A 25,358-nucleotide genomic window follows, 5' to 3' on the forward strand; every position below is an offset into this window, starting at 1 on the left:
CTGGTTCGGGTTCGGGTCAGGCCTGCGCGGTGGCGGCGTCCGCCAGCGGGAGCCAGACGCGCATGGTCGACGGACCGCGCTCGGCCCACTGGTGGTACGGGCGGAGCCGGACGGCTCCGGGGCGCTGGGCGTCGTGCGCGGGCGAGGCGGCGTACGGCCAGTCCCGCTCGGGCGCGTCGACGGCGACCGCGTCGAGCGCCGCGTCGGTGGTGCCGTCCGCGGTCGGCTCGGCCCCCGGGAGGACCTGGATCGCGTCGACGCGATCGGCGTCCTGGTCGATCGACTCGGCGCAGAGCACGAGCGGCCCGCGCTCCACCGCGACCGTCCCGCGGAGCGCGTCGATCCGTTCGTCCGGGGCCACGAGCCGCGGCTGCGTCGGGAGGTCGAGGGTGACGACGTCGCCGGCACGCCAGGCGCGACGGATCGCGACGGACCCGCCGTCGACCGTCTCGGCTCCGTCGCCGGCGTCGACGGTGGCGCTGCCAGCGGCCCAGCCCGGCACGCGGAGGGTCAGGGTCCACGGCTCGGGCGCGTCCTCGGCGACGACGACCCGCACGCGGCCGTCGAGCGGGTAGTCCGTGGCGACCTCGAGGCGGACCGTGCGGCCGTCGGGCAGCGTCGTGTCGATCCGGCCCTCCGCGTACTGGTGCAGTTGCAGGCCGTCGTCGTCCACCGTCGCCACGTACGCGGTGAGGCTGGCGAGGGTGCGCGCGACGTTCGTCGGGCAGCACGACACCGCGAACCACGGCGCACGCTGGCTCGACGCGGCGCGCTCGCTCGGCTCGTCGACCGCGGCCGGGGTGCCGGGCACGTTCCGCTGCAGCGGGTTCACGTAGAAGAACGCGGTGCCCTGCTCGTCCGGGCTCGTCGCGATGACGTTGTACAGCGTCCGCTCGATGAGGTCGGCGTACCGCTCCTCACCGTCGGCGAGCAGGAGCCGCCAGCTGAACATGATCGACCCGACACCGGCGCAGGTCTCGGAGTAGGCCCGATCGGAGGGCAGTTCGAAGTCGTCGCCGAAGGACTCGCCCTCGTGCCGCGACCCCATGCCACCGGTCAGGTACGTGCGGTGCGCGACCGTGTTGTGCCACTGCGTCCGGAGCGCGTCCGACAGCTCGGCGTCGCCCCGGTCCACGGCGAGGTCGACCGCGCCGGCCGCCAGGTAGAGCGCGCGGACCGCGTGGCCACGGAGCACGTCTGCGTCGCGCACGTGCAGGTCGTCGAGGAAGTACGACGCGGGCACGTCGGGATCGTGCAGCGTGCCGTCCCCGCGGCGCTCGATGAACAGCGCCGCCTGCGTCCGGTACCGCTCGTCACCGGTCACGCGGGCGAGCTCCACGAGCGCGACCTCGATCTCCGGGTGGCCGCACACGCGCTGGTCGCCGTCCGCGCCGAAGACGTCACACACGTGGTCGGCCACGCGGATCGCCGCCTCGACGAACGCGTCGCGGCCGGCGGTGCGGGCGCGCGCCACAGCGGCCTGGATCATGTGCCCGGCGCAGTAGAGCTCGTGGCCCCACTCGAGGTCGGACCAGCGCGGCTGCTGCCCCGGGCCTCCGAAGCGCGTGTTGAGGTAGCCGTCCTCCTGCTGGGCTGCGACGACACGGGCCGACAGGTCCTGGAACGTCTGCTCCACCCAGGCATCACCCGAGCGTCCGGACTCCCACGCGAGCGCCTCGAGGAGCTTGTAGATCTCCGAGTCGGCGAACTCCCGGCCTGCGGACGGAGCCTCTCGCCCCTCGGCCGCGCGGTCGAAGTTGCCGACCCAGCCGAGTCGCTCCATCCACTCGAGGCAGTGGCGGAGCGTGGCGCGGGCGTTCGTCGCCTGGCGGTCACCCCAGAAGCCGCCCGTGATCGTGACGTCGGTCATGGGGACGGGGCGGAGGCGGCCCGTCGTCGGCGCGACCACGAGGCCGCGCTGCGAAGTGGGGGTGGTGCTGATGTCGGTCATTCGTGCGTCCTTGCTGCAAATCTCCGGAAAGCTTTACGAACCGTAGCTTCCGGGTCTCGATTGCGTCAAGCGGAAAGCTGCCGGTACTGTTTGCGGCAACGGGTTGCCGGTACTGTTCACGGCAGCGGGGTCGACGCCTGGGGCGGTCGGACAAGAGGGGGCTGCGTGAAGGAACGGCAGAAGGCGGCCACGCTCACGGATGTCGCACGAGCCGCAGGGGTCTCGATCGCCACCGCCTCGCGTGCGCTGAACGGGCGGGGCGAGGTCCGCTCCGAGACCCGCGACCGCGTGTTCGCCGTCGCCGAGCGCCTGTCGTTCCGGCCGAACGTGCTCGCGCAGAACCTGCTCGCAGGGCGCACCGGCACCGTCGGCCTCATCACGTCCGACCTCGAGGGCCGCTTCTCGCTCCCGATCATGATGGGCGCCGAGGACGCGTTCGGCGCCGGTGCCACCCAGATCTTCCTGTGCGACGCCCGTGGCGACACGATCCGCGAACAGCACCACGTCCAGGCGCTGCTGTCGCGCCGGGTCGACGGCCTCATCGTCGTCGGGTCGAGCACCAACCCACGTGCGTCGCTCGGCGACGACCTGCCGGTCCCCGTCGTCTACGCGTACGCACCGTCCGAGGACCCCGCGGCGCTCTCCGTCGTCAGCGACAACGTGCAGGGTGGCCGGGTCGGCATGCAGCACCTCATCGACGCCGGACGACGGCGCATCGCGCACATCACCGGCGAGATCGAGTACCACGCCGCCCGTGACCGCGCGCGCGGTGCCCTCGATGCGCTCGACGACGCGGGCCTCGAACTCGCGGGCGGACGCGTCCTGCACGGCACCTGGAACGAGGCCTGGGGTCGCGGTGCCGCCCGCATGCTCCTCGAGTCCACGCCCGACGTCGACGCGGTCTTCTGCGGCAGCGATCAGATCGCGCGCGGCGTCGTCGACGTGCTCCACGAGCTCGGGCGCGACGTCCCCACCGAGGTCGCCGTGCTCGGCTTCGACAACTGGGGCGTCGTCACACAGAGCTCACGCCCGGAACTGAGCAGCGTCGACATGCAGCTCCAGGAACTCGGCCGCATCGCCGCGAACCGCCTGTTCGCCGCGATCGACGGCCAGGACGACGGCGGGCGTACCGAGGTGCCGTGCCGGCTCGTCGTGCGGGGGTCGACGGCGCCCCTCGGCTGAGCGGAGCGCGGAGCGCCGAGCGCGGAGCGCGGAGCGCCGACATGCGCATGCGGACGACAAGTGCGCTTGCGCCCGCATGTGCACTTGTCGTCCGCATGCGCAGCTGCGCCGATCGGCCGTGATCATGGGTACGTCAGTACTCGCCCTTGATCACGAAGAACGAGCCGCGGATCTCGCCCGCGAGCTTCGACCGCTGCCGGGCGAACTTGAACTTCGACGCGAGCTCATCGGGGACGTCCATGCCCTGCGAGAGCTTGAAGCCAACCGCCCGCTTGCCGCCGTCCTCGATGCTGTACATGACGTTGATCGCGAGACCCGACTCGTAGAACACGTACGTCATCCGGAGGCCATCGACCACGAAGTCGGTGGCCTCGAGCGGGCGGGACGCGATCACGATGTCGCGCTCCTCAGCGAGGATCCGCGTGACGCGGTCGACCGCGTCGGGGGCCTCGTCCGCCGGGGAGGTGACGAACTCGTGGTCGTACTTGTTCTTGTAGTACCGGGCCTCGTTCGCGCGGAGGCCGGCGAGCGCCTCGGCCACCGGCGAGGACTCGAGACCGGCCGTGCTGACGTCCACGAAGTCGATGGTGTTGGACATGCGATCCCTCCTCGGCGGGGTGAGTGAGCACCACCGTAGTGCCGCTCCAGGGTCTCTGCGAGGACGGTTCCCCGGCCCGCCCGCATCCGGCCGAGGCCCCATAGACGATGTCTATACTGCTGTCCAGGACGTGAGGGAGGATGGCATGCGGACCGACCGCGCCGCGGATCTCATCAGCGCCGCGAGGGCGGACATCGGCATGTCCCAGTCCGCGCTGGCCTGTGCGGCGGGGATGCAGCAGCCCACCATCTCGGCGTACGAGAGCGGGCGGAAGCGGCCGCGCGCCCAGTCGCTCGAGCGGATCCTGACGGCCGCCCACACGAGGCCGAGCATCCCGTTGGCCGTGTACGCGGAGGACATCCGCCACGAGGCGGACCGGTTCCATCTCCGCGATGTCCGTGTCTTCGGGTCGGCGGTCCGTGGCGAGGACACCGAGCAGAGCGACATCGACCTCCTCGTCACACTCGGCCCGGGCGCGACGCTCTTCGATCTCGGCGGGTTTGCGGACGCGGTCGAACAGATGACCGGCTTCGCCGTCGATGTCCTCACGGACGCCCAGGTCCAAGACCCCTTCTTCCGCCACGTGCAGGACGAGGCCGTGCGACTGTGACGGACGGTGACCAGTTCGCACCGCTTCCCCGCGTCACGCCGGATGCTCGGTCGACAGCGCGCGATCGATGGCCCGCCGTCAGAGCGGGACTCCTGGACCTGCTGGCCGAGTGCTCGGCGATCGTGGAGCACGGCCAGCGGGAGTTCAACGCGCCCCGGAGCCTCACCTACCGGGCGGCTGAAGCCGTCATCATCCACTTCGACGACCTGATCGGACGCCTCCCACCTGAACGGGCAGCGCTCCTGCCGCCGGACCTCTCACTCGCGGCGGTCCGGAGGACACGGAACATCCTGTCCCACGACTACCGGGCAGCGCGGAAGGACATCGTCTGGGGAGTGATCGAACACCGTGTCCCCGCGGTGATCATCGCCCTCGTGGACTGAACCTGCGACGACAGGGAGCTGGCTGGTTCTGGTACGCGGGCAGACTGCGGAAGCGTACATCGCGGCAGCTGTGCCGGTCAGACGGGAGGCGCGGGACGGCGCCGCCCCGCGCCTCCCGTCCGTCAGTGCTGGCCGCTCCAGACGAGCCAGACGCGCGCTGCGATCGCCCGGTACGCCATCGGCGACCCCGCCGTCTCCGGACCGAACCAGGCCGTGAACTCCTCGTGGAGGATCCGCTGGACGTCGTCCACGGAGGTCGCGTGGGGCAGCCGGTCCGCGATCGTCTCGGCCTCGGGGCGGTACTCGTCCGTGTTCGTCTCGAAGGCGATGCCGACCGGGTCGACCGCGAACAGGATCGCCTCGAGCTGCTCGACGAACGCGCCGGGGTCCGGCGTCGGCGGGGTCTGCGGCGAACGCGCTCCACGGAAGAGGGCAGCGAGGCCCGAGCGCGGACGCCGTACCGCGTCCGGGCGCTCCTCGGGCTCGTCCACGCGGGCATCTGCGCCGCGCGCTGCATCGACCCGAAGCGTGAGTTCCGCGACGAGCAGGAGCTGCACGCACCACGACCGCGCAGCCTCGGGCACGGCGATGAGCGATGCGGAGAGCTCGTCCGCCGCACGGCGCAACGTGCGGGCGGCGTCGGGTGCGAGGACATCACCGTCGACCACCGCGGCCGCCGGACCCACGATGTCCGGCGCGATCGACACCGGATCGACCAGGCCGAACCGCTCGCCGCGGTCGACGGCGATCGGGATGGGCGAGGTGCGGTGCGCGGTGAGGGCAGCCTCGAGCTCGATGGTCATCCTGGCGAGCGTATCGACGGCCGCGGGCTCAGTTGTTGAAGCGGAACTGCACCACGTCGCCGTCCTGCATGACGTAGTCCTTGCCCTCGATGCGGGCGACCCCACGAGACCGTGCCTCGGCGATCGACCCCGCGGCGATGAGGTCGTCGAACGAGATCACCTCGGCCTTGATGAAGCCCTTCTCGAAGTCGGTGTGGATGACGCCCGCGGCCTGCGGCGCCTTCCAGCCCTTGCCGATCGTCCAGGCGCGCGACTCCTTGGGACCGGCGGTCAGGAACGTCTGTAGCCCGAGGGTGTCGAACCCGATACGGGCGAGCTGGTCGAGCCCGACAGGCTGGCCTGGTCGACACGAGGCGTCGACCAGGCCAGAGCGGTTCTCCCCTCCGTTCGGCGCCCGAAGAGCGCGTCACGCACCCCGTGTCATCGGGGAGCGTCTCAGGCAGTCGCGGCCGCGCGCGATCCCTGCACGCGCTCGGCGAACGCGTCGATGCGGGCGATGTCATCAGGCGTGAGGACGACGTCCGCCGCGGCCACGTTCTCCGCGACCCGGTTCGCATTGCGCGACCCCGGGATCGGGACGAGGTCGTCGCGCTTCGCGAGGATCCACGCGAGTGACAGCTGCGAGAGCGAGATGCCCTTGTCGTCCGCGATTGCCGACAGCCCCTGGGCGACGGCGACGTTCGCGTCGAAGTGCTCCGGTGCCCACCAGTCGAGCATGTGCCGGATGTCGTCAGACGGGTAGTCGGAGCGAGGGCGGACGGCCGCACTCAGGAAGCCGCGCGCCAGCGGCGAGTACGCGACCACACCGATGCCGAGCTCATCGACGACGGGGAAGAGCTCCTCGGACTCTCGGGCGAACACGGAGTACTCGGTCTGGAACGCCGAGATCGGGTGGACGGCGTTCGCCCGGCGGAGCTGCTCGGCATCGGTGTTCGACAGCCCGAGGTAGCGGACCTTCCCAGCCTGGACGAACTCCTGCATCACGCCGACGACGTCCTCCACGGGCACCGCGGGGTCATGGACGTGCTGGTACAGGAGGTCGATCGAGTCGGTGCCGAGGTTCCGGAGGCTCGCCTCGACCACCTCGCGGATGTGCTCCGGGCGCGAGTCCGGCGTGTAGGCACCACGGGCGAAGCCGAACTTCGTCGCGATGGTGACCTCGTCGCGGATCGGAGCGAGGGCGGTTCCGAGCAGGCGTTCGCCGACGCCCCACCCGTACAACTCTGCGGTGTCGAAGTGCGTGACCCCGAGTTCATGCGCGTGCCGGATGGCGGCGGTCGATTCGGTGTCGTCGCTCGGCCCGTAGGCGAACGCCGTGCCCATCGCGCCGTAACCGACAGCACTGACGACCAGACCTTGGTCGCCGAGGATGCGCTGCTGCATGTTGGTTCCTTCCGTGTGGAGAGCAAGTCGTGTCAGTGTACGCCTTTCGTGTCAGACCCTGACACTCTGGGCCCACAGTGTCAGCGGCAGTAGGATGACCCCGTGAGCGAGACGACGAGCCGGACCGGGTTGCGGGACATCACCCGCGACGCCGTGCGTTCTCGGATCGCCGCGGTGGCCGTCGCTCGGTTCGACGCGGAGGGGTTCGACAGCGTGACCGTCGAGCAGATCGCGGCCGAGGTCGGCATCTCCGCCCGGAGCTTCCACCGCTACTTCCCCGCGAAGGAGGACGCGGTGATCGGCGATCCGGCTCGCCACCGAGACGACCTCGCCGACGCGCTCCGCGCCCGACCAGCTGGCGAACCTGTTTGGGATGCGCTCCGCGAAGCGTTCGTCGTGATGCTCGAACGCGGCGGCGCGGACTCCGACGCCGGCCGTCAATCGGTCCGCGTGATGCTGCGCACGCCGTCGCTCCGTGCCCGCAACCTCGAGAAGCACCTGTCCTGGGCCGAGGTACTCGTGCCGCTCACAGCTGAACGCATCGCCCGCGACGACGCTGACCTCCGCGCCCGGACGCTCGTGCACGCCGCGCTCAGCTGCTTCGACGTGGCGATCAGCATCTGGGCCGTGGAGGACACCCCCGGTGTCCTCCCCGTCGATCTGCTTCGCCGGACCTTCGACACGCTCGACGCCAGCTCCTGACGCCGCTCACGGATCTGTGCTCATCCGATCCGCTGGGTCGACGTCGAAGCGTCCCGGTCCGTGATCGGACGAGCCAGCTGATCGCCGCGGCGCGCAGGCTACAGCCACGTCGGGCCGAACGCCGACGACCGCACACGGTCCGCGTCAGCAGGGCTCTGCGCCAGGTCTCCGGTGACCCTGCGGACTCCCTGCGGACCGAGGCGGGCGAACAGCGCCGGATCGGCGTCGTTCCGAGCCGGTCAGTTGTTGAAGCGGAACTCCACCACGTCGCCGTCCTGCATGACGTAGTCCTTGCCCTCGATCCGGGCGACCCCACGAGACCGTGCCTCGGCGATCGACCCCGCGGCGATGAGGTCGTCGAACGAGATCACCTCGGCCTTGATGAAGCCCTTCTCGAAGTCGGTGTGGATGACGCCCGCGGCCTGCGGCGCCTTCCAGCCCTTGCCGATCGTCCAGGCGCGGGACTCCTTGGGACCGGCGGTCAGGAACGTCTGCAGCCCGAGGGTGTCGAACCCGATGCGGGCGAGCTGGTCGAGCCCGGACTCCGGCTGCCCGGTGGCCTCGAGGAGCTCCTGTGCCTCGTCCGGCTCGAGGTCGATGAGCTCGGACTCGATCTTGGCGTCGAGGAACACGGCCTGCGCGGGGGCGACGAGCGCGGCGAGCTCCGCCTTGCGGGCATCGTCGGTGAGCACGGCCTCGTCGACGTTGAACACGAAGATGAACGGCTTGGCCGACAGGAGCCCGAGCTCCTTGATCGGGGCCAGGTCGATGGACGTCGCGGACAGGAGCGTGCCCTGCTCGAGCGCGGCACGGGCCTCCCGAGCGGTCTCGAGGACCGCGGGCTCCGCCTGCTTGAGCTTCACCGTCTTCTCGTACCGCGGCAGGGCGCGGTCGATGGTCTCGATGTCGGCGAGGATGAGCTCGGTGTTGATGACCTCGAGGTCGTCGCGCGGTGAGACCTGGCCGGACACGTGGACGACGTCGTCGTCCGCGAAGCCGCGGACGACCTGCGCGATGGCGTCGGCCTCGCGGATGTTCGCGAGGAACTTGTTGCCGAGGCCCTCGCCCTCGCTCGCGCCCTTGACGATGCCCGCGATGTCGACGAACGACACGGGAGCCGGCAGGACCTTCTCCGAGTGGAAGAGGTCCGCGAGCTGCTGCAGGCGCGGGTCCGGCAGGTTGACGACGCCGACGTTCGGCTCGATGGTCGCGAACGGGTAGTTCGCCGCCAGGACCTGGTTCTTCGTCAGGGCGTTGAACAGGGTCGACTTGCCGACGTTCGGGAGTCCGACGATCGCGATGGTGAGTGCCACGACGGACAAGCCTAACGGCGGCGGCCGGGAGGGACGGTGCGGGCCCGCCCCGCACTTCCGGTCCGGCGGCGGCCGGGAGGGATGGTGCGGGCCCGCCCCGCACCTCCCGGTCCGGCGGCGGGCGACGGACGCGGCGTGTGACACGAGGGGATGTCGGAGCGTCGTGCGAGCATGGCGACGTGCCCCTGGACTTCACCGCGATCGACTTCGAGACGGCCAACGGATCGAGCGCCTCGGCGTGTTCGGTCGGACTCGTCAAGGTGCGCGACGGCGTGGTCGTGGAACGGGCCTCCTGGTACATCCGGCCGCCGGTCGGGCACGACGCGTTCCTCGAGTGGAACACGCGGATCCACGGCATCGTCGCCGAGGACGTCATCGACGCCCTCGGCTGGGCCGAACAGTACGTCGAGCTGTGTGCCTTCGCCGGCGAGGACGTCCTGACGGCCCACAACGCCCGGTTCGACATGGGCGTCATCGCGGGCGGGTGCGCGGCCACGGGGATCGACGTCGTGGCCCACCGGCACCTCTGCAGCCTGCAGGTCGCCCGACGCACCTACCAGCTCGATTCCTACCGGCTCCCGATGGCTGCGGGCGCGGCCGGGTTCGACGGCTTCCGCCACCACGACGCCCTCGCCGACGCCGAGGCCTGCGCCGCGATCATCGTGCACGCGGCCGCGCAGCACGGCGTCGACTCGCTCGAGGGGCTGTCGACGGCCACGAACGCCAAGCTCGGGACGGTCCACGCGCGGACGTCCGAGCCCCGCGGCGACCGCGCGATGGCGTTCGCCGACTGAGTTCCCGCTCGGGTCACCCGCCGCAGCGTGGGCCCGCGGGCGGTGTCGGAGGTGGCTGCCACGCTCGGGGACATGGACGCTCTCCTGCTCGTCGTCGGACTGCTCGTCGGGGCCGCGCTCGGCGCCCTCGTGGCGTGGTCGGTGGTGCGTGGTCGCACCGGCGCCGACCTCGCGACCGCCCGGGCGACGGCCGACGGTCTCCGCGCGCAGCTGGACCGTGCCGTCGCCGACGCTGCCGCGCACGACGCCGAGCGGGCACAGGAGCACGCCGACCGCCTGGCCATGCAGGACGCCCAGTACCGCCGGCAGGTCGAGTCGCTCGAGCGCCGGGCCGCCGAGCTCGAGCACATCGTCTCCCGCATGCACGGTGCCGACACGACGCGGAGCGAGCAGGAGTCCCGCGTCCTCACGGCGCTCGGGCCGGTCGCGGCCACGCTCGAGCAGATGCAGCGGACGGTGACGGCGCTCGAGCGCAGCCGCGGGGAGCAGTACGGCGCGCTGTCGGCACAGCTCCGTGCCGCGGTCGAGTCGGAGGAGCGACTGCGCGCCACCGCCGAGACCCTCGCGAGCGCGTTGTCGTCGAACAGCACCCGCGGCGTGTGGGGCGAGACCCAGCTGCGGAACGTGGTCGAGGCCGCGGGGCTGCTGGAACGCGTCGACTTCGACGTCCAGTCGAGCGTCACCACCACCGTGGGGGCCGCCCGTCCGGACATGGTCGTGCACCTGCCGGGCGGCAAGTCGATCGCCGTCGACGCGAAGGTCCCGTTCAGCGCCTACCTCGAGGCCACGAGCATCCCCGAGACCGCCACGGGTGAGGCCGCCGCCCGCCGCCGGGCACTGCTCGACCAGCACGTGCGCGCCGTCCGCGCCCACGTCGACGCCCTGGCCGCGCGCGAGTACTGGTCCGGGTACGACGCCTCACCCGAGCTGACGATCGCGTTCATCCCGTCCGAGTCCCTGGTGTCGAGTGCACTGGCCGCGGATCCGGGGCTGCTCGATCACGCGTTCCGGAAGCGGATCGCACTCGCCTCGCCGGTGACGCTGTGGTCGGTCCTCAAGACCGTCGCGTTCAGCTGGCAGCAGGACGTCGTCACCCTGGAGGCCCGCGAGCTGTTCCGCGTGTCCCGCGAGCTGTACGGGCGGCTCGCGACGATGGCCGGGCACGTGGACAAGCTCGGTCGGACGATCCGCGGGACCGTGGTCGACTACAACCGCTTCGTCGGTTCGCTCGAGCGGCAGGTGCTGCCGTCGGCCCGTCGCCTGTCGCTGCTCGACGAGGCCAAGGTGATCGCCGAACCCACCCCCGTCGAGGACGAGCCCCGCCTGCTCACCGCGCCGGAACTCGTCGCCGCGGTCGACGACGACTGACAGCGACCGGCCACCGGCGACGGCGACGGGTCGCTGAGCTCGGTGAGATCGCAGTTGTTGCCGTTCCGACGGTGGTCAGAACGGCAACAGGTGCGATCTCGCGAGGGGGGTGGGGGTCAGAACCACTTCTCGACGCGGTGGTCGGCCTGGATCCGGCGGACCGTGCCGGAGTGCGAACGGAGCACGATCGAGTCGGTGTGGATGACACCGCGGGAGCGACGGACGCCGTCGACGAGCACGCCGTCGGTGACACCCGTGGCCACGAAGAACGTGTTGTCGCCCGTGACCAGGTCGTCCTGGTCGAGCACGCGGTCGAGGTCGTGCCCGGCGTCCATGGCCTTCTGCCGCTCGTCGTCGTCCTTGGGCTGCAGCTGCCCCAGGATCACGCCGCCGAGCGCCTTGATCGCGCAGGCGGTGATGATGCCCTCGGGCGTCCCGCCGACACCGACGCACATGTCGATCTTCGATCCGGGCATCGCCGCCGAGATCCCGCCGGCGACGTCACCGTCGAGCAGCAGCCGCGTGCCGGCACCCGCCGCGCGGATCTGCCGGATGAGCTCTTCGTGCCGGGGACGGTCCAGGACGGCGATCTGCATGTCCTCGATGTCCTTGTGCTTCGCCTTCGCCAGCGCACGGATGTTCTCGCCGACGGGCTTGTGCAGGTCGAGGACCCCGCGCCCCTCGGGGCCGGCCGCGATCTTGTTCATGTAGAACACCGCCGACGGGTCGTACATCGACCCCCGGTCGGAGACCGCCATCACCGAGATCGCGTTCTGTCGCCCGGCCGCGGTGAGCGATGTGCCGTCGATCGGGTCGACCGCGATGTCACACGCGGGTCCGTGCCCGTTGCCGACGTGCTCGCCGTTGAACAGCATGGGCGCCTGGTCCTTCTCGCCCTCACCGATCACGACGACGCCGTCGAAGTTGACCGTGCCGAGGAACTTGCGCATCGCGTCCACCGCGGCACCGTCGGCGAGGTTCTTCTCACCCCGCCCCACCCACGGCTGCGCGCGGATCGCCGCCGCCTCGGTCGCACGCACGAGCTCGAGCGCCAGGTTGCGGTCGGGCTGGAGGAACAGGGCACCGGTGTCAGTCGCATTCACTCGTCCAGCGTACCGAGCCGCTTCCCAGTGGACGTTCGGTCGTCCCAGAGCTGAGCGACAGCTGTCGTCCGGAGTCGGACGGCGCGCCGGGCGGGAGGCCGCCCTCGACCACCTGTGACCGGCCTCCCGGCCCCTGGCTACGATCGTGGACGGATCGACACGTCGAAGGAGAGCCGAGATGCCCATCGCAACCCCCGAGCAGTACGCCGAGATGATCGACCGCGCGAAGGCCGGCAAGTTCGCGTACCCGGCCGTGAACGTCTCGTCGTCGCAGACGATCAACGCCGTCCTGCAGGGCCTGACCGAGGCGGGGTCGGACGGCATCATCCAGGTGACGACGGGCGGTGCCGACTACTTCGCCGGCCACACGGTCAAGAACCGGGCCGCCGGCGCGCTGGCCATGGCGGCGTTCGCTCACGAGGTCGCCAAGAACTACCCGATCACGGTGGCGCTCCACACCGACCACTGCCCCAAGGACGCGCTCGACTCGTTCGTCCTGCCGCTCATCCAGGCGAGCGAGGACGAGATCCGGCAGGGCCGCGACCCGATCTTCCAGTCCCACATGTGGGACGGTTCGGCGATCCCCCTCGACGAGAACCTCGAGATCGCGAAGACGATGATCCAGAAGACCCGCAACATCAACGCGATCCTCGAGGTCGAGATCGGCGTCGTCGGCGGCGAGGAGGACGGCGTCAAGCACGAGGGCACGAACGAGGCCCTGTACACGACGCTCGGCGATGTCGAGAAGGCCGTCGAGGCGCTCGGCATGGGCGACGAGGGCCGGTGGATCGCCGCGCTGACGTTCGGCAACGTGCACGGCGTCTACAAGCCGGGCAACGTCAAGCTCCGTCCGGAGCTCCTCGGCGAGATCCAGCGCGGCATCGCCGAGCACCACGGCACCGGTCAGAACCCGCTCGACCTCGTGTTCCACGGCGGCTCCGGGTCGTCCGACGACGAGATCCACGAGGCCGTGTCGAACGGCGTCATCAAGATGAACATCGACACCGACACGCAGTACGCGTTCACGCGCGACATCGCCGACTCGATGTTCACGAACTACACCGGCGTGCTCAAGGTCGACGGCGAGGTCGGGAACAAGAAGCAGTACGACCCGCGGGCCTGGGGCAAGAAGGCCGAGACCGCCATGGCCGCCCGCGTCGTCCAGGCGGCGAAGGTGCTCGGGTCGGCCGGACAGTCCCAGAGCTGAGCGTGACCGACCCCGACGCCCTCGTCCCCGACTTCGCGTCGTTCGTCGTCGACGCGCCCACGGCCCTCCACGCCGCGGATGCTGCGGCCCGCCGGCTCGTGGCGGCCGGGTTCACACAGCTCGACGAGCTCGACGACTGGCCGACCGACGCCGGCGCGTACGTCGTCGTGCGCGACGGCGCCGTCATCGCATGGCGACTGCCGGCGAGCGCGACGCCCACCACCCCGTTCCGGATCGTCGGCGCCCACACGGACTCCCCCGGGTTCCGCGTCAAGCCGAACCCGGTGGTCCGGAACGCGGGGTGGGAGCAACTCGACGTCGAGGTGTACGGCGGACCGATCCTCTCGACCTGGTTCGACCGCGACCTCCGCATCGCCGGACGCGCGGTCCTCGCCGACGGCAGCACGACCTTCGTGGCGACCGAGGCCGTCGCGCGCATCCCCAACCTGGCGATCCACCTGGACCGCGGGGTGAACGAGGGCGCGGCGATCGACCGACAGCGACACGTGTTGCCCGTGGTCGGTACCGACGGCGGCACCCTCGGCGGGCCGGACGTCGTCGAGTGGCTCCGCGCCCGGATCCCCGGCGACGTCGTGGCCTGGGACCTGTTCCTCGCCGACACGCAGGCCCCGGCCCGCATCGGGATCGACGGCGCGTTCCTGGCGTCCGGGCGCATGGACAACCTGACGAGCGTGCACGCCGGGCTCCGTGGGGTCATCGCGGCGCCCGGGGACGCCGACCACGTCCCCGTGTTCGCGGCGTTCGACCACGAGGAAGTGGGCTCCGCCACCCCGTCGGGTGCGTCCGGGCCCTTCCTCGAGGACGTGCTGCGCCGTGTCCAGGCCGGACTCGGCGCGACGGTCGGCGAGGCGGCGCGGGCGTTCCGCGCGTCGTGGCTGCTCTCGAGCGACGCCGGACACCTGGTGCACCCGAACCACGGCGAGAAGCACGACCCGGCGAACCGGCCCCGACCGGGCGCGGGTCCGTTGCTCAAGATCAGCGCGAACCAGCGGTACATGACCGACGGCCGGGGCGAGGCCGTGTTCGCCGCCGCATGCGCCGCGGCCGGCGTCGCGTACCAGCCCTTCGTCAACCACAACGGCATCCCCGGCGGCTCGACCATCGGTCCGCTCGCCGCGACCCGGCTCGGGATCCCCACCGTGGACATCGGCGTCGGGCTGCTGTCCATGCACTCGGCGCGGGAGCTCGTGCACGTGGACGACCTCGCGGCCCTCCACGCGGCGGTGGGCGCGTTCCTGGTCGGCTGAGGCCGGCGCGGTCCGGCCGCTGATCGGCGCGGTGCGGCCACCGGATCGGCGCGATGCGGCCACCGGATCGGCGACGCTCGGCCGCTGGTCCGTGGCGCTCGGCCACTGGTCGGTGGCGCTCGGTCAGAGCCCGCTGTGCGTGACCATCCAGGTGACGTACGCGGGGTCGTGCGCGAGCACGACGACGTAGACGACGACCGAGAACGCCCCGGCGACCGCACCACCGACGAGCGGCACCCAGAACGTGACCCGGCGACGGCGGAGGCGCGCCACCGACCACCACACCGTGCCGATCAACAACACGAGGTCCACGACGGCGCACAGCGCGCTCGCGGGCACGAGCGCCTCCGGGTGGGCGAGTTCGGTGTAGCGCGCGGCGATCTGGTCGGCGATGGTCGCGGCGGTGTGACTGATGCCGAAGAGCTGCTGCACGACGGTCGTGAACCCGAACGCCAGCAGCAGCACCGTCAGGAGCAGGTCTCCGGGGGACGCACCGAACCGGCCGGACGTCGGCACCGCGGGACGGGATCGCCCCGGTGCACGGCCGGGAGGCCCGACCCGGCCCACCGGAACCGGCCTTCGTTGGTCGTCGGCCTCGGCCCGGCGGCGTTCCGCCGCCTCGCGTTCACCGCGTGCGCGCTCGACCTCGACCGGATTGACCCAGCCCTCGGGCGCGTACTCGCCGTACTGCGGGGCGGGCCGACCGACGGTGCGGCCGGCAGCGTCGGCCGGATCCGGACGGCGTTCGGGAGTGGGACCATCGCCGGACGCGGGAGGGGCCTCCCGGCCGACGGGATCGGAGGATCGACCGCCGGACGCGGGAGGGGCCTCCCGGCCGTCGGTCGCGTCGCTCACCGGGTACGGCCACCCAGGGCGCGCGCGTCGCGCTGTCCCGTCGCGTCGGTGCGGAGCTCCTTCGGCAGCGAGAACATGAGGTCCTCGTGCGCGGTGACGACCTCGTCCACCGTGCCGAAGCCGGCGTCCGCGAGCTGTTCGAGCACCTCGCGCACCAGGACCTCGGGGACGGAGGCGCCGGAGGTGACGCCCACGGTCTGCACGCCGTCGAGCCACTCCTGTTGGATCTCCTCGGCGTAGTCGACGCGGTGCGCGGCCTTGGCACCGTGCTCGAGCGCGACCTCGACCAGGCGGACGCTGTTCGACGAGTTCGCGGAGCCGACGACGATCACCAGGTCGGCGTCGGCCGCCACCTTCTTGATCGCGACCTGGCGGTTCTGCGTGGCGTAGCAGATGTCGTCGGACGGCGGGTTCTCGATGAGCGGGAACTTCTCGCGCAGCAGGCGGACGGTCTCCATCGTCTCGTCGACGCTCAACGTGGTCTGCGAGAGCCAGACGAGGTTCGTCGGGTCCGGGACCTCGAGCGCGGCGACGTCCTCCGGGCCGTTGACGAGGATCGTGCGCTCCGGGGCGTGCCCCATCGTGCCCTCGACCTCTTCGTGTCCGGCGTGACCGATGAGGATGATCGTGCGGTCGGCCTTGGCGAACCGCAGGGCCTCGCGGTGGACCTTCGTGACGAGCGGGCAGGTCGCGTCGATCGCGTGGAGGTCGCGGTCGGCCGCCCCCTGCACGACCGCGGGCGAGACCCCGTGGGCGCTGAAGACGACGTGCGCGCCGTGCGGGACCTCGGCGACGTCATCGACGAACACGGCGCCCGCCTGTTCGAGTGTCGACACGACGTGGACGTTGTGGACGATCTGCTTGCGGACGTACACGGGCTGCCCGTACTGCTCGAGCGCCTTCTCGACCGCGATGACGGCACGGTCGACCCCGGCGCAGTACCCGCGAGGGGCGGCGAGGAGGACCTTCTTGGTGCCGGCGACCGGTTCGTCCCGGAGTCGGCCGCGAGCCGCCGGGACGCGGGGCGGCGCGAGCTGCACGGTGCGTCCGTTGGTGATCGTCACGCGTCGATCCTAGGTGCCGACGCTGACACGTCCCCTGGGCGTCCGCCCTGGGCGGAACCGGTGTGGAGGAACGCCCCGGACGACCGAGACCGTCCGGGGAACGGGGGATGATGGAGACCCTCCCACGACCGGCGGCACGACGTCGGCGCACGACGACAGGAGCAGTGCATGGCGATCGACCAGGGCCCCCCGACCGCGGACAACCCGTGGCCGGTCGCGCTGCTCGGCGCGAAGCTCCGGGACTGGATCGACCGGCTCGGCACCGCGTGGGTCGAGGGCGAGATCACGCAGTGGAACGTGGCCGGCGGCAACGTCTACGGCAAGCTCAAGGACTGCGAGGTCGACGCCACCGTGTCGTTCTCGATCTGGTCGAGCGTCCGTGCGCGGGTCCCGTCCGACCTCGGGCAGGGCGACCGTGTCGTCGCCGCGATCAAGCCCAACTACTGGGTCAAGGGCGGCTCCCTGACGATGCAGGTCGTCGAGATGAAGCACGTCGGACTCGGGGACCTGCTCGAACGCCTCGAGCGGCTCCGCGCCACCCTGCTCGCCGAGGGGCTGTTCGACGCCGCGCGGAAGCGCCCGCTGCCGTTCCTGCCCCGGCGGATCGGACTCGTGACGGGCAAGGACTCCGACGCCGAGAAGGACGTGCTCCGCAACGCGCAGCTCCGCTGGCCGCAGGTCGCGTTCCGCACCGTGCACGCCGCCGTGCAGGGCGACCGCACCGTGGCCGAGGTGACCGCGGCGATCCAGACCCTCGACGCCGACCCGGAGGTCGACGTCATCATCGTCGCGCGTGGTGGCGGTGACTTCCAGAACCTGCTCGGTTTCAGCGACGAGGGTCTGGTCCGCGCCGCCGCCGCATGCACGACACCGATCGTCTCGGCCATCGGGCACGAGGCCGACCGCCCGCTGCTGGACGAGGTCGCGGACCTCCGTGCGTCGACCCCCACCGACGCCGCCAAGCGCGTCGTGCCCGACGTGGCCGAGGAGCTCGCGAACGTCCGCCAGGCCCGCGCCCGGATCGGACTCCGCCTGTCGCACACGCTCTCGGTGGAGGCGGACCGGATCGCCGCGCTCCGGTCCCGTCCCGCGCTCGCGTCCACCGCGTGGCTCGTCGACACCCGGGCCGAGGAGGTCGCGCGCGACCTGTCCCGCAGCCGTGAACTCCTCGAGCGGACGATCGAGCGCTCCCACCACGAGGTCGGGCACCTCACCGGTCGGCTGCGGGCGCTGTCGCCGCGGGACACCCTCCGGCGCGGCTACGCGATCGTCCAGACCGATGACGGCGCGGTGGTGCGCTCGTCCGCCGAGGTCACGGCACCGACGCCGGTGCGGGTGACGCTCGGCGACGGCACGGCGGTCGGCACCATCACCGCCGACGGACCCGGTCCGCAGGGCGCGCGTCCGGCGCCGGGCGACGCCGCGGCGTCCGACGGGGGGGAGTCCGACGGGGCCGAGTCCGACGGGGCGGGTCGGGACGATCCCCAGCTCGACGCCGACGACGCCGTGCTGTCACCGGGTGCTCGGTAGGATCGGACGGTGCCAGCACCAGCCGCTTCCGGAGCCGACCAGGGGTCGGACGTCGCCTCGCTGAGCTACGAGGCCGCTCGCGACGAACTCGTCCGCGTCGTGTCCGAGCTCGAGCAGGGCTCCGCGACACTCGAACGGTCGCTCGCGCTGTGGGAGCGGGGCGAGGCCCTGGCCGCTCGGTGCGAGGAGTGGCTCGTCGGCGCCCGGGCACGACTCGACGCGGCACGCAACGGCGTGCCGCCCGAGGACGACCGATGAGCGACCAACACCCGCAGGGCGCGCCGGTCGTCGCCGAGCTCGGACGCCCCGAGACCGCCGAGGAGACCCGGATCCGCAAGGAGGACGCCCGTCGCGTCCGCCGGCAGCACCAGACGGCGCTCAACCTCGTGCTGTCCCTCGCGGCGTCCCTGGCCGTCGTGCTGGCACTCGTCGCGATCGTCGCCCGGCCCGATCACCCGTCGAGCACGTCGACCCACGTCGACTACCGGTCGGTCGCGGCGCAGGCCGACGTCCCGCACGTGACCCTGGTCGCGCCACGACTGCCGTCGGGGTACTCGGCGAACCGCGCGGACTTCCAGGACGACACCGCCGACGGGGTCGACGTCTGGACCGTCGGACTCATCACCCCGGACGACCAGTACATCGGCGTGCACCAGGGCATCAGGGCGAACCAGACGTGGGTCGCCAACCAGCTCGACGAACACGCCGCCACCGGCTCACGCACCATCGACGGCACGAAATGGACCGTGTACGACCGGCGCGACGAGGGCAAGGGCGCCGGGAACGAGGCCTACTCGCTCGTCGCGACGTTCGGTGCGAGCACGGTCGTCCTGGCCGGCACGGCGGACGACGCCTCGTTCCGCACCGTCGCACACCGCATCGCCACCCAACTGGAGGACCAGAACCGATGAGCCGCGCCGCCAGCACCCCAGCCGAGGCCCTGCGCCTGCTCGTCGAGGGCAACGCTCGGTTCGCCTCCGACAAACGTCGCGTCGGTCGCACCGACCCCGAGCGCCGGAGCGAGCTGGCCGCGTCCCAGTCGCCCTTCGCGACCGTCCTCGGCTGTTCGGACAGCCGCGTGCCGTTCGAGCACGTGTTCGACGCCGGCATCGGCGACGTGTTCGCCATCCGGAACGCCGGGCAGATCGCGGACGACGTCGTGCTCGGGTCGATCGAGTTCGCGGTGGTCGCGCTCGGCACGCCGCTGGTGGTCGTGCTCCGGCACACCCGCTGCGGAGCGGTCAACGCCGCGTGCTCGGGCGAACCCGTGCCGGCGCCGCACCTCCAGGCCCTCGTGGACGCGATCGCCCCCAGCGTCGAGCGGGTGCGGTCCACGGTCGGCGCCGCCGCGGGAGCCCCGGCGCCGGACGCCGCCGCCGACACCGCCCTCGCCGTCGACCCGGAGGCCGTGGGTGCGGCCCACCTCGAGGCCACCATGCGGACGGTCATCGAGCGCTCCGGTGCCGTGTCGGACGCCATCGCCGAGGGTAGATTGGCCGTCGTCGGTGCGACCTACGACCTCACGACGGGACTGGTCGACATCGACACCGTGGTCGGGGACGCCTGAGTCCTCCCGCCACGGCCGGGCCCCGCGCCCGACGCCTCCGTCGACCGGCGCGAATCGCCGCACTCGGCACCGCAGCCGACCGGCCGACCGCCGGGGACCGGCACCACAGGAAGGACCACGACGACGTGACCGACACCACGACCTCCCCATCCGCCGACGGCAGCACGGCGGACAGCGGCGACTACCGCATCGAGCACGACACGATGGGCGAGGTCCGTGTACCGGCCTCGGCCCTGTACCGCGCACAGACCCAGCGGGCGGTCGAGAACTTCCCGATCTCGGGCAGCGGCCTCGAGCCGGCCCAGATCGTCGCCCTGGCCCGCATCAAGCGCGCGGCGGCGATCGTCAACGGGCAGCTCGGGGTCGTCGGGCCGGACGTCGCCGAGGCGATCGTGGCGGCAGCCGACCGGGTCATCGGCGGCGAGCACCACGACCAGTTCCCCGTGGACGTCTACCAGACCGGCAGCGGCACGTCGTCGAACATGAACATGAACGAGGTCCTCGCGACGCTCGCGTCGGACGCCTCGGGGACCGCGGTGCACCCGAACGACCACGTCAACGCGTCGCAGTCCTCGAACGACGTCTTCCCGACATCGGTGCACATCGCGGTGACCGCGGCGCTCATCCACGACCTGGTCCCCGCGCTCGACCACCTGGCTTCCGCACTCGAGGACAAGGCGGCGCTGTGGGCGACGGCCGTGAAGAGCGGCCGGACGCACCTCATGGACGCCACCCCGGTGACGCTCGGGCAGGAGTTCGGCGGGTACGCCCGGCAGATCCGACTCGGGATCGAGCGCGTGCAGGCGACCCTGCCGCGGGTGGCCGAGGTCCCCCTCGGCGGCACCGCGGTCGGCACCGGGATCAACACCCCCGCGGGGTTCCCGCAGCGCGTCATCGAGCAGCTCGCATCCGACACCGGCCTGCCGATCACCGAGGCGGCCGACCACTTCGAGGCGCAGGGCGCTCGTGACGGCCTCGTCGAGGCATCGGGCGCGCTCCGGGTGCTCGCCGTGAGCCTGACGAAGATCAACAACGACCTGCGGTGGATGGGGTCGGGTCCGAACACCGGGCTCGGGGAGCTCCGGATCCCGGACCTGCAGCCCGGATCGTCGATCATGCCCGGCAAGGTCAACCCGGTGATCCCCGAGGCCACGCTCATGGTCGCCGCGCGCGTCATCGGCAACGACGCCACCGTGGCCTGGGCCGGAGCCTCCGGCGCGTTCGAGCTCAACGTGGCGATCCCGGTCATGGGCACCGCGCTGCTCGAGTCCATCCGGCTCCTGACGAACAGCACGCGTGCGCTCGCCGACAAGACCATCGTCGGGCTCGAGGCCGACCTCGACCGAGCCCGCGGGTTCGCCGAGTCGTCCCCGTCCATCGTCACACCCCTGAACCGGGTGATCGGGTACGAAGCCGCCGCGAAGGTCGCCAAGTACGCCGTCGCCGAATCGATCACCGTGCGGGAGGCCGTCGTCGCCCTCGGGTTCGTCGAGCGGGGCGAGGTCACCGAGGAGCAGCTCGACAGCGCGCTCGACGTGCTGAGCATGACGCACCCGAACTGACCCAGCTCGGACCGGACGGGGACCCGGGCGACGTCGACTCCCCCACCGGAGGCCGCCCGGGCTGCACACGCCGCGAGCCGGCGGAGGCCGTCCCCAGAGCCGGAACCGACCCGCGGCGTGTACGGGTCCAGCATGGCGGGACGACCGACGCCGCCGACCCGTCCCTCCCGGATCTGTGGAGAGACGTGTCGGCGGCGCCGGTGTGGAGGAGCAGTCGGGCCCTCCGCCAGCTCGGCGCTACGCCAGCTCGGGCGAGTCGAGCATCTCGGTGACGAGCGCCGCGATGGCCGACCGTTCGGACCGCGTCAGCGTGACGTGCGCGAACAACGGGTGGCCCTTGAGCCGCTCGATGACGGAGGCGACGCCGTCGTGCCGACCGACGCGCAGGTTGTCGCGCTGCGCGACGTCGTGGGTCAGGACCACGCGCGAGTTCTGCCCGATCCGGGACAGCATCGTGAGCAGCACGTTGCGCTCGAGGGACTGGGCCTCGTCGACGATCACGAACGCGTCGTGCAGGGAACGCCCGCGGATGTGGGTCAGGGGCAGGACCTCGAGCATCCCGCGCTCCTGGACCTCCTCGAGGACGTTGTCCGACACGAGGGCACCGAGTGTGTCGAACACGGCCTGCGCCCACGGGTTCATCTTCTCGGCGGCGTCGCCCGGCAGGTAGCCGAGCTCCTGGCCGCCCACCGCGTACAAGGGGCGGAAGACCATGACCTTCTTGTGCTGCTGTCGCTCGAGCACCGCCTCCAGACCGGCGCACAGCGCGAGCGCCGACTTGCCGGTGCCCGCGCTGCCGCCGAGGGACACGATCCCGATCTCGGGGTCGAGCAGGGCGTCGATCGCGAGGCGCTGTTCCGCCGACCGGCCGCGGAGGCCGAAGACCTCGCGGTCACCGCGGACGAGCGCCACCGCGCCGGGCGTGTGGACGCGTCCGAGTGCCGACCCGCGCTCCGAGTGGATCACCACGCCCGTGTTGACCGGCACGCCGTCGAGGCTGGCGGAGCGGACCTCCTCGTGCTCGTAGAGGCCCGCCATCTGGTCGCCCGAGATCTCGAGCGTCGTGACGCCCGTGTAGCCGCTGTCGACCGCGAGTTCCGCGCGGTACTCCTCGGCCGGCAGGCCGATCGACGCCGCCTTGACGCGGAGTGGGAGGTCCTTCGACACGACGACGACGTCGAGGCCGTCGTTCGCCAGGTTCATGGCGACCGCGAGGATCCGGGAGTCGTTGTCGCCGAGCTGCAGCCCCGACGGCAGCACGGTCATGTTGGAGTGGTTGAGCTCGACGCGGAGCGAACCGCCCTCGCCGACCGCGACGGGGAAGTCGAGGCGCTCGTGCTCGATGCGGAGCTCGTCGAGGATCCGCAGGGCCTGCCGAGCGAAGTACCCGATCTCGGGGTCGTTCCGCTTCGACTCGAGCTCACTCACCACGACGACCGGCAGCACGACGGCGTGCTCGTCGAACCGGAACAGGGCGCGCGGATCGCTGAGCAGGACGGACGTGTCGAGCACGTAGGTCCGTTGCGCGGTACCGGCGGACGCATCGGCGGCCCGTCCCGAGCGGGGTGCGGCCCCCGCTGTCGAGGACGTTCCACGCGAGGTGTTCTGAGAGGTCACGACCACTCCATCCCCGGGCCGCGTTCGACCCGGTCCTTGTCCTCGGAACGGCCACGACGCGGTCTCGAAGCTCCGCCGGTGGCCGCTTCGACCGGGCACGATGCCCGATGTCGCGAATCTACGTCCGCCCACCGACACGCTCCCGGGGACACGCGGCGGCTCCGGGTTACGAGGACGTGAACGCTCGTCACTCCTGCCCCAGCCCGGCCCGGCCCGGCCCAGCCCGGCCCGTGCCATTTCGCGAGATCGCAGTCGTTGTCGTCGTGACGGCGCGAGAACGACACCTACTGCGATATCGCGGAGGTTCGGGGCCGGGCCGGAAGCCGGACGCCGGACGCCGGACGCCGGACGCCGGACGCCGGAAGCCGGAGCGGGTCAGACCATCGTCGCGAAGGACACGAGCGCGTCCCGCAGCATCGCCAGGGTCTCGTTGGTCGTCGAGACGAAGACCGACACGCGCAGCGTCCCGGCGCGGGTCGTCGCGGTCACGCCGTGGTTGTGGAGCGACGCGGCGAGCGCGGTCAACCGCTCGGGTGCGGGCCGGAGCACGACGATGCCCGCGCGCTCGCGGCGGTCGCGCGAGGACTCGACGACGACGCCGAACTCGTCCGCCAGGTCGAACACCCGCTCGGCCCGCTCGGCGACGGCGGCCTCGACCGCGGCGACACCGACGCCGGACAGGGACTCGAGGGAGACCGCGAGCCGCGCCTGCGCGACCGGGTCGATGCGCGTCATCTGGTACGCGGCGGCGCCCGGCGCGACGGTCGGGACCTCGCCGGGCTCACCGACGGTGCCCGCGGGCCCGGAGAGCGCGGGCTGCAGCCGCTCGAGCGCGCGGTCGCTGAACGACACGAACCCGGTCCCCCAGCCGGCGTGCAACCACTTCTGGCCACCGGTGGCGATGACGTCCGCGACCTCGTACGGCTCGTCGACGGCACCGAAGCCCTGGATCGCGTCGACGATGAGCAGGCGGTCCCCGATCACGTCGCGGATCGCCGCGAGGTCGGCTCGGTACCCCGTCCGCCAGTCGACGAGGCTGAGCGCGACCGCGGCGACGTCGTCGCTGAGGCGCGAGGCGATGAGGTCCGGCGTCATCCACCCGGCGCCGGACTCGATGACGAGCGGCTGCACGCGCCCCGTGGCGGCGGCGGCGCTCGCGAGTGCGAGCGGCAACGACGGGTACTCGTCCGCGGCGACGAGGACACCGCCGGTCAAGCCGAAGGCGGTGTGCAGGAGTCCGGGCGTCGTCGCGGTCTGCGAGACGACCTGGTCGTCGCGACGGCGGACGAGGCGCGCGGCGACGGTGCGCACCCGCGCGTCCTGCTCGTCGAGCACCTCCATGGCGCCGAAGCGGACGTGCTCCTGGATGGTGCCGAGCACGCGCTGCTCCTCGAGCACCGCGGTCTGGACCGGGCCGAACGCCGCGTGGTCGAGGTACCCCGGCTCCTCCTGGAACCCGGCGGCGTACTCGTCGATGGTGGTCACGTCCGGTGGTCTCCTGGTTCTGGTCCGCCGACCGTCCCCATCCCCGGTCGATGCGTCCTCATGGACGCGAGCGCTGTGAGTGTACCGAGAACGCGCTGGTGCCGCTGCACCGGAGCCGCAGAGCGCACGCACCGGCGATCCGGCAGGGCCGGGAGGACCGTGGCCGGGCCGACGCGATCCGGCCGGACCGCGGTCGGGAGGCCCGCAGCCGTCAGCCGCCGAACCGGCGCGACCGCCGCCCGAAGTCCCGCACCGCGCGGAGGAAGTCGACCTCGCGCAGGTCCGGGTAGAACGCCTCGACGAAGTAGAACTCGCTGTGTGCGCTCTGCCAGAGCATGAAGTCGGACAGACGCTGTTCGCCCGACGTCCTGATGACGAGGTCCGGGTCGGGCTGTCCCTGCGTGTAGAGGTGGTCGCCGATGAGCTCGGGCGTCAGCACCTCGGCGAGGTCGTCGAGCGTCCCGCCGCCCGCACCGTGCGCCCGGACGATGCTGCGCATGGCGTCCGCGATCTCGCGCCGGCCGCCGTACCCGACGGCGAGGTTGACGTGCAGCCCCGTGTGCTCGGCGGTCTCGGCCTCGGCACCCTCGAGCGCGCGGACGAGTTCCGGCGGCAGTCCCTCGTTCGACCCGACGTGCTGCACCCGCCACGTTGGATGGGCCGCCAGGTTCGCGGCGAGTTCGGCGATGATCCCGGTGAGTTGCCGGAGCTCGTCGGAGTGCCGCCCCGTCAGGTTGTCGGCGGACAGCAGGTACAGCGTCACGACCTGGACGCCGAGGTCGTCGCACCAACCGAGGAACTCCGGGATCTTCGCGGCTCCGGCCCGGTGGCCGTGCGCGGCCGTCTCGAGTCCGAGCTGTTTCGCCCATCGGCGGTTGCCGTCGACGATCATCGCGACGTGACGTGGGGTCGCGGCGATCTGCGCGCGGATGCGGCGCTGGTAGGCGCGGTAGACCAGGCCTCGCCCTGTCCATCCCGCCCTGGCGCTCACGCGACAACGCTAGTGCACGGAC

At 71.8% G+C, this 25,358-nt stretch carries 23 protein-coding genes and 2 pseudogenes; 13 read left to right on the forward strand and 12 right to left on the reverse strand.

Annotation, left to right across the window (positions count from 1 at the left end):
* Positions 1-16: 16 nt before the first annotated feature.
* Positions 17-1,951, reverse strand: coding sequence for a glycoside hydrolase family 127 protein (locus DEI82_RS08655; protein ID WP_111036511.1), 1,935 nt, complete (start codon positions 1,949-1,951; stop codon positions 17-19).
* Positions 1,952-2,116: 165 nt separating this feature from the next.
* Here DEI82_RS08655 and DEI82_RS08660 point away from each other — a divergent pair, with 165 nt between their 5' ends.
* Entirely contained in the window at positions 2,117-3,133 is a 1,017-nt protein-coding gene (locus DEI82_RS08660) for a LacI family DNA-binding transcriptional regulator (protein WP_111013665.1), read from the forward strand.
* A gap of 133 nt (positions 3,134-3,266) precedes the next feature.
* On the opposite strand, the gene DEI82_RS08665 is transcribed toward DEI82_RS08660, so the two are convergent.
* On the reverse strand, positions 3,267-3,731 hold the full coding sequence (locus DEI82_RS08665) for a phage tail protein (protein WP_111036512.1): 465 nt from the start codon (positions 3,729-3,731) through the stop codon (positions 3,267-3,269).
* 145 nt (positions 3,732-3,876) lie between these two features.
* Here DEI82_RS08665 and DEI82_RS08670 point away from each other — a divergent pair, with 145 nt between their 5' ends.
* Positions 3,877-4,341 (forward strand): nucleotidyltransferase domain-containing protein, encoded by a 465-nt coding sequence (locus tag DEI82_RS08670; protein WP_111036549.1) that lies wholly within the window; start codon positions 3,877-3,879, stop codon positions 4,339-4,341.
* Positions 4,338-4,724 (forward strand): HepT-like ribonuclease domain-containing protein, encoded by a 387-nt coding sequence (locus tag DEI82_RS08675; RefSeq protein ID WP_111036513.1) that lies wholly within the window; start codon positions 4,338-4,340, stop codon positions 4,722-4,724. The genes DEI82_RS08670 and DEI82_RS08675 overlap by 4 nt, the downstream gene beginning before the upstream one ends.
* Positions 4,725-4,846: 122 nt before the next feature.
* Here the strand turns inward: DEI82_RS08675 and DEI82_RS16375 are convergent, their stop codons facing one another.
* The 3 genes and pseudogenes from DEI82_RS16375 to DEI82_RS08690 form a co-directional block, all read right to left on the reverse strand.
* The gene (locus DEI82_RS16375) at positions 4,847-5,527 is read right to left on the reverse strand and encodes a hypothetical protein (protein WP_220037253.1); all 681 of its coding nucleotides are present in this window, start codon (positions 5,525-5,527) and stop codon (positions 4,847-4,849) included.
* Between the two features lie 28 nt (positions 5,528-5,555).
* Positions 5,556-5,855: pseudogene (locus DEI82_RS08685) on the reverse strand (DUF933 domain-containing protein); the annotation flags it as partial.
* Positions 5,856-5,962: 107 nt separating this feature from the next.
* A complete protein-coding gene (locus DEI82_RS08690; RefSeq protein WP_111036514.1) occupies positions 5,963-6,910 on the reverse strand; it encodes an aldo/keto reductase in 948 nt (315 codons plus the stop codon).
* A 102-nt stretch (positions 6,911-7,012) separates the two neighbouring features.
* Here DEI82_RS08690 and DEI82_RS08695 point away from each other — a divergent pair, with 102 nt between their 5' ends.
* Positions 7,013-7,612: a TetR family transcriptional regulator gene (locus DEI82_RS08695; RefSeq protein WP_111013668.1), complete on the forward strand. Its 600-nt coding sequence runs from the start codon at positions 7,013-7,015 to the stop codon at positions 7,610-7,612.
* Positions 7,613-7,851: 239 nt separating this feature from the next.
* Here the strand turns inward: DEI82_RS08695 and ychF are convergent, their stop codons facing one another.
* Positions 7,852-8,925 carry a redox-regulated ATPase YchF gene (ychF, locus tag DEI82_RS08700; RefSeq protein ID WP_111036515.1) on the reverse strand — a complete coding sequence of 358 codons (1,074 nt, stop codon included), beginning with the start codon at positions 8,923-8,925 and terminating at the stop codon, positions 7,852-7,854.
* A 179-nt stretch (positions 8,926-9,104) separates the two neighbouring features.
* Here ychF and DEI82_RS08705 point away from each other — a divergent pair, with 179 nt between their 5' ends.
* Both DEI82_RS08705 and DEI82_RS08710 read left to right on the forward strand, forming a co-directional pair.
* Positions 9,105-9,719 carry an exonuclease domain-containing protein gene (locus tag DEI82_RS08705; protein ID WP_111027081.1) on the forward strand — a complete coding sequence of 205 codons (615 nt, stop codon included), beginning with the start codon at positions 9,105-9,107 and terminating at the stop codon, positions 9,717-9,719.
* Positions 9,720-9,791: 72 nt separating this feature from the next.
* Positions 9,792-11,087: a DNA recombination protein RmuC gene (locus tag DEI82_RS08710; protein ID WP_111036551.1), complete on the forward strand. Its 1,296-nt coding sequence runs from the start codon at positions 9,792-9,794 to the stop codon at positions 11,085-11,087.
* A gap of 116 nt (positions 11,088-11,203) precedes the next feature.
* On the opposite strand, the gene glpX is transcribed toward DEI82_RS08710, so the two are convergent.
* Positions 11,204-12,190 (reverse strand): class II fructose-bisphosphatase, encoded by a 987-nt coding sequence (gene glpX / locus DEI82_RS08715; RefSeq protein WP_111010889.1) that lies wholly within the window; start codon positions 12,188-12,190, stop codon positions 11,204-11,206.
* Positions 12,191-12,368: 178 nt separating this feature from the next.
* Here glpX and fbaA point away from each other — a divergent pair, with 178 nt between their 5' ends.
* Together fbaA and DEI82_RS08725 are read left to right on the forward strand one after the other, a co-directional pair.
* Positions 12,369-13,397 (forward strand): class II fructose-bisphosphate aldolase, encoded by a 1,029-nt coding sequence (gene fbaA, locus DEI82_RS08720; RefSeq protein ID WP_111010890.1) that lies wholly within the window; start codon positions 12,369-12,371, stop codon positions 13,395-13,397.
* A 2-nt stretch (positions 13,398-13,399) separates the two neighbouring features.
* Positions 13,400-14,665, forward strand: coding sequence for a M18 family aminopeptidase (locus tag DEI82_RS08725; RefSeq protein WP_111036516.1), 1,266 nt, complete (start codon positions 13,400-13,402; stop codon positions 14,663-14,665).
* A gap of 123 nt (positions 14,666-14,788) precedes the next feature.
* Here the strand turns inward: DEI82_RS08725 and DEI82_RS16380 are convergent, their stop codons facing one another.
* Together DEI82_RS16380 and DEI82_RS08735 are read right to left on the reverse strand one after the other, a co-directional pair.
* On the reverse strand, positions 14,789-15,520 hold the full coding sequence (locus DEI82_RS16380; RefSeq protein ID WP_111036517.1) for a DUF6264 family protein: 732 nt from the start codon (positions 15,518-15,520) through the stop codon (positions 14,789-14,791).
* A complete protein-coding gene (locus DEI82_RS08735; protein ID WP_111010893.1) occupies positions 15,517-16,584 on the reverse strand; it encodes a 4-hydroxy-3-methylbut-2-enyl diphosphate reductase in 1,068 nt (355 codons plus the stop codon). Before DEI82_RS08735 ends, DEI82_RS16380 begins: the two co-directional genes overlap by 4 nt.
* 168 nt (positions 16,585-16,752) lie before the next feature.
* On the opposite strand from DEI82_RS08735, the pseudogene xseA reads away from it, so the two are divergent.
* The 5 genes and pseudogenes from xseA to DEI82_RS08760 form a co-directional block, all read left to right on the forward strand.
* Positions 16,753-18,045 (forward strand): annotated as a pseudogene (gene xseA / locus DEI82_RS08740) (exodeoxyribonuclease VII large subunit); the annotation flags it as partial.
* A gap of 78 nt (positions 18,046-18,123) precedes the next feature.
* On the forward strand, positions 18,124-18,372 hold the full coding sequence (locus DEI82_RS08745) for an exodeoxyribonuclease VII small subunit (protein WP_111027076.1): 249 nt from the start codon (positions 18,124-18,126) through the stop codon (positions 18,370-18,372).
* Positions 18,369-19,025 carry a DUF4245 domain-containing protein gene (locus DEI82_RS08750; protein WP_111036519.1) on the forward strand — a complete coding sequence of 219 codons (657 nt, stop codon included), beginning with the start codon at positions 18,369-18,371 and terminating at the stop codon, positions 19,023-19,025. The genes DEI82_RS08745 and DEI82_RS08750 overlap by 4 nt, the downstream gene beginning before the upstream one ends.
* Complete coding sequence (locus DEI82_RS08755) at positions 19,022-19,681, forward strand: carbonic anhydrase (protein WP_111036520.1); 660 nt, start codon at positions 19,022-19,024, stop codon at positions 19,679-19,681. Before DEI82_RS08750 ends, DEI82_RS08755 begins: the two co-directional genes overlap by 4 nt.
* Before the next feature lie 125 nt (positions 19,682-19,806).
* Positions 19,807-21,243 carry an aspartate ammonia-lyase gene (locus DEI82_RS08760; RefSeq protein WP_111036521.1) on the forward strand — a complete coding sequence of 479 codons (1,437 nt, stop codon included), beginning with the start codon at positions 19,807-19,809 and terminating at the stop codon, positions 21,241-21,243.
* Between the two features lie 237 nt (positions 21,244-21,480).
* Here DEI82_RS08760 and DEI82_RS08765 read toward each other — a convergent pair whose 3' ends face one another.
* From DEI82_RS08765 to DEI82_RS08775, 3 genes are all read right to left on the reverse strand, one after another.
* Positions 21,481-22,866: a PhoH family protein gene (locus tag DEI82_RS08765; RefSeq protein ID WP_375334617.1), complete on the reverse strand. Its 1,386-nt coding sequence runs from the start codon at positions 22,864-22,866 to the stop codon at positions 21,481-21,483.
* 369 nt (positions 22,867-23,235) lie between these two features.
* A complete protein-coding gene (locus DEI82_RS08770; protein WP_111010898.1) occupies positions 23,236-24,345 on the reverse strand; it encodes an aminotransferase class V-fold PLP-dependent enzyme in 1,110 nt (369 codons plus the stop codon).
* Positions 24,346-24,556: 211 nt separating this feature from the next.
* A complete protein-coding gene (locus tag DEI82_RS08775) occupies positions 24,557-25,336 on the reverse strand; it encodes an isoprenyl transferase (RefSeq protein ID WP_111010899.1) in 780 nt (259 codons plus the stop codon).
* Positions 25,337-25,358 lie beyond the last annotated feature (22 nt).

This window comes from Curtobacterium sp. MCBD17_019 (genome assembly GCF_003234555.1).
Lineage (GTDB): Bacteria > Actinomycetota > Actinomycetes > Actinomycetales > Microbacteriaceae > Curtobacterium.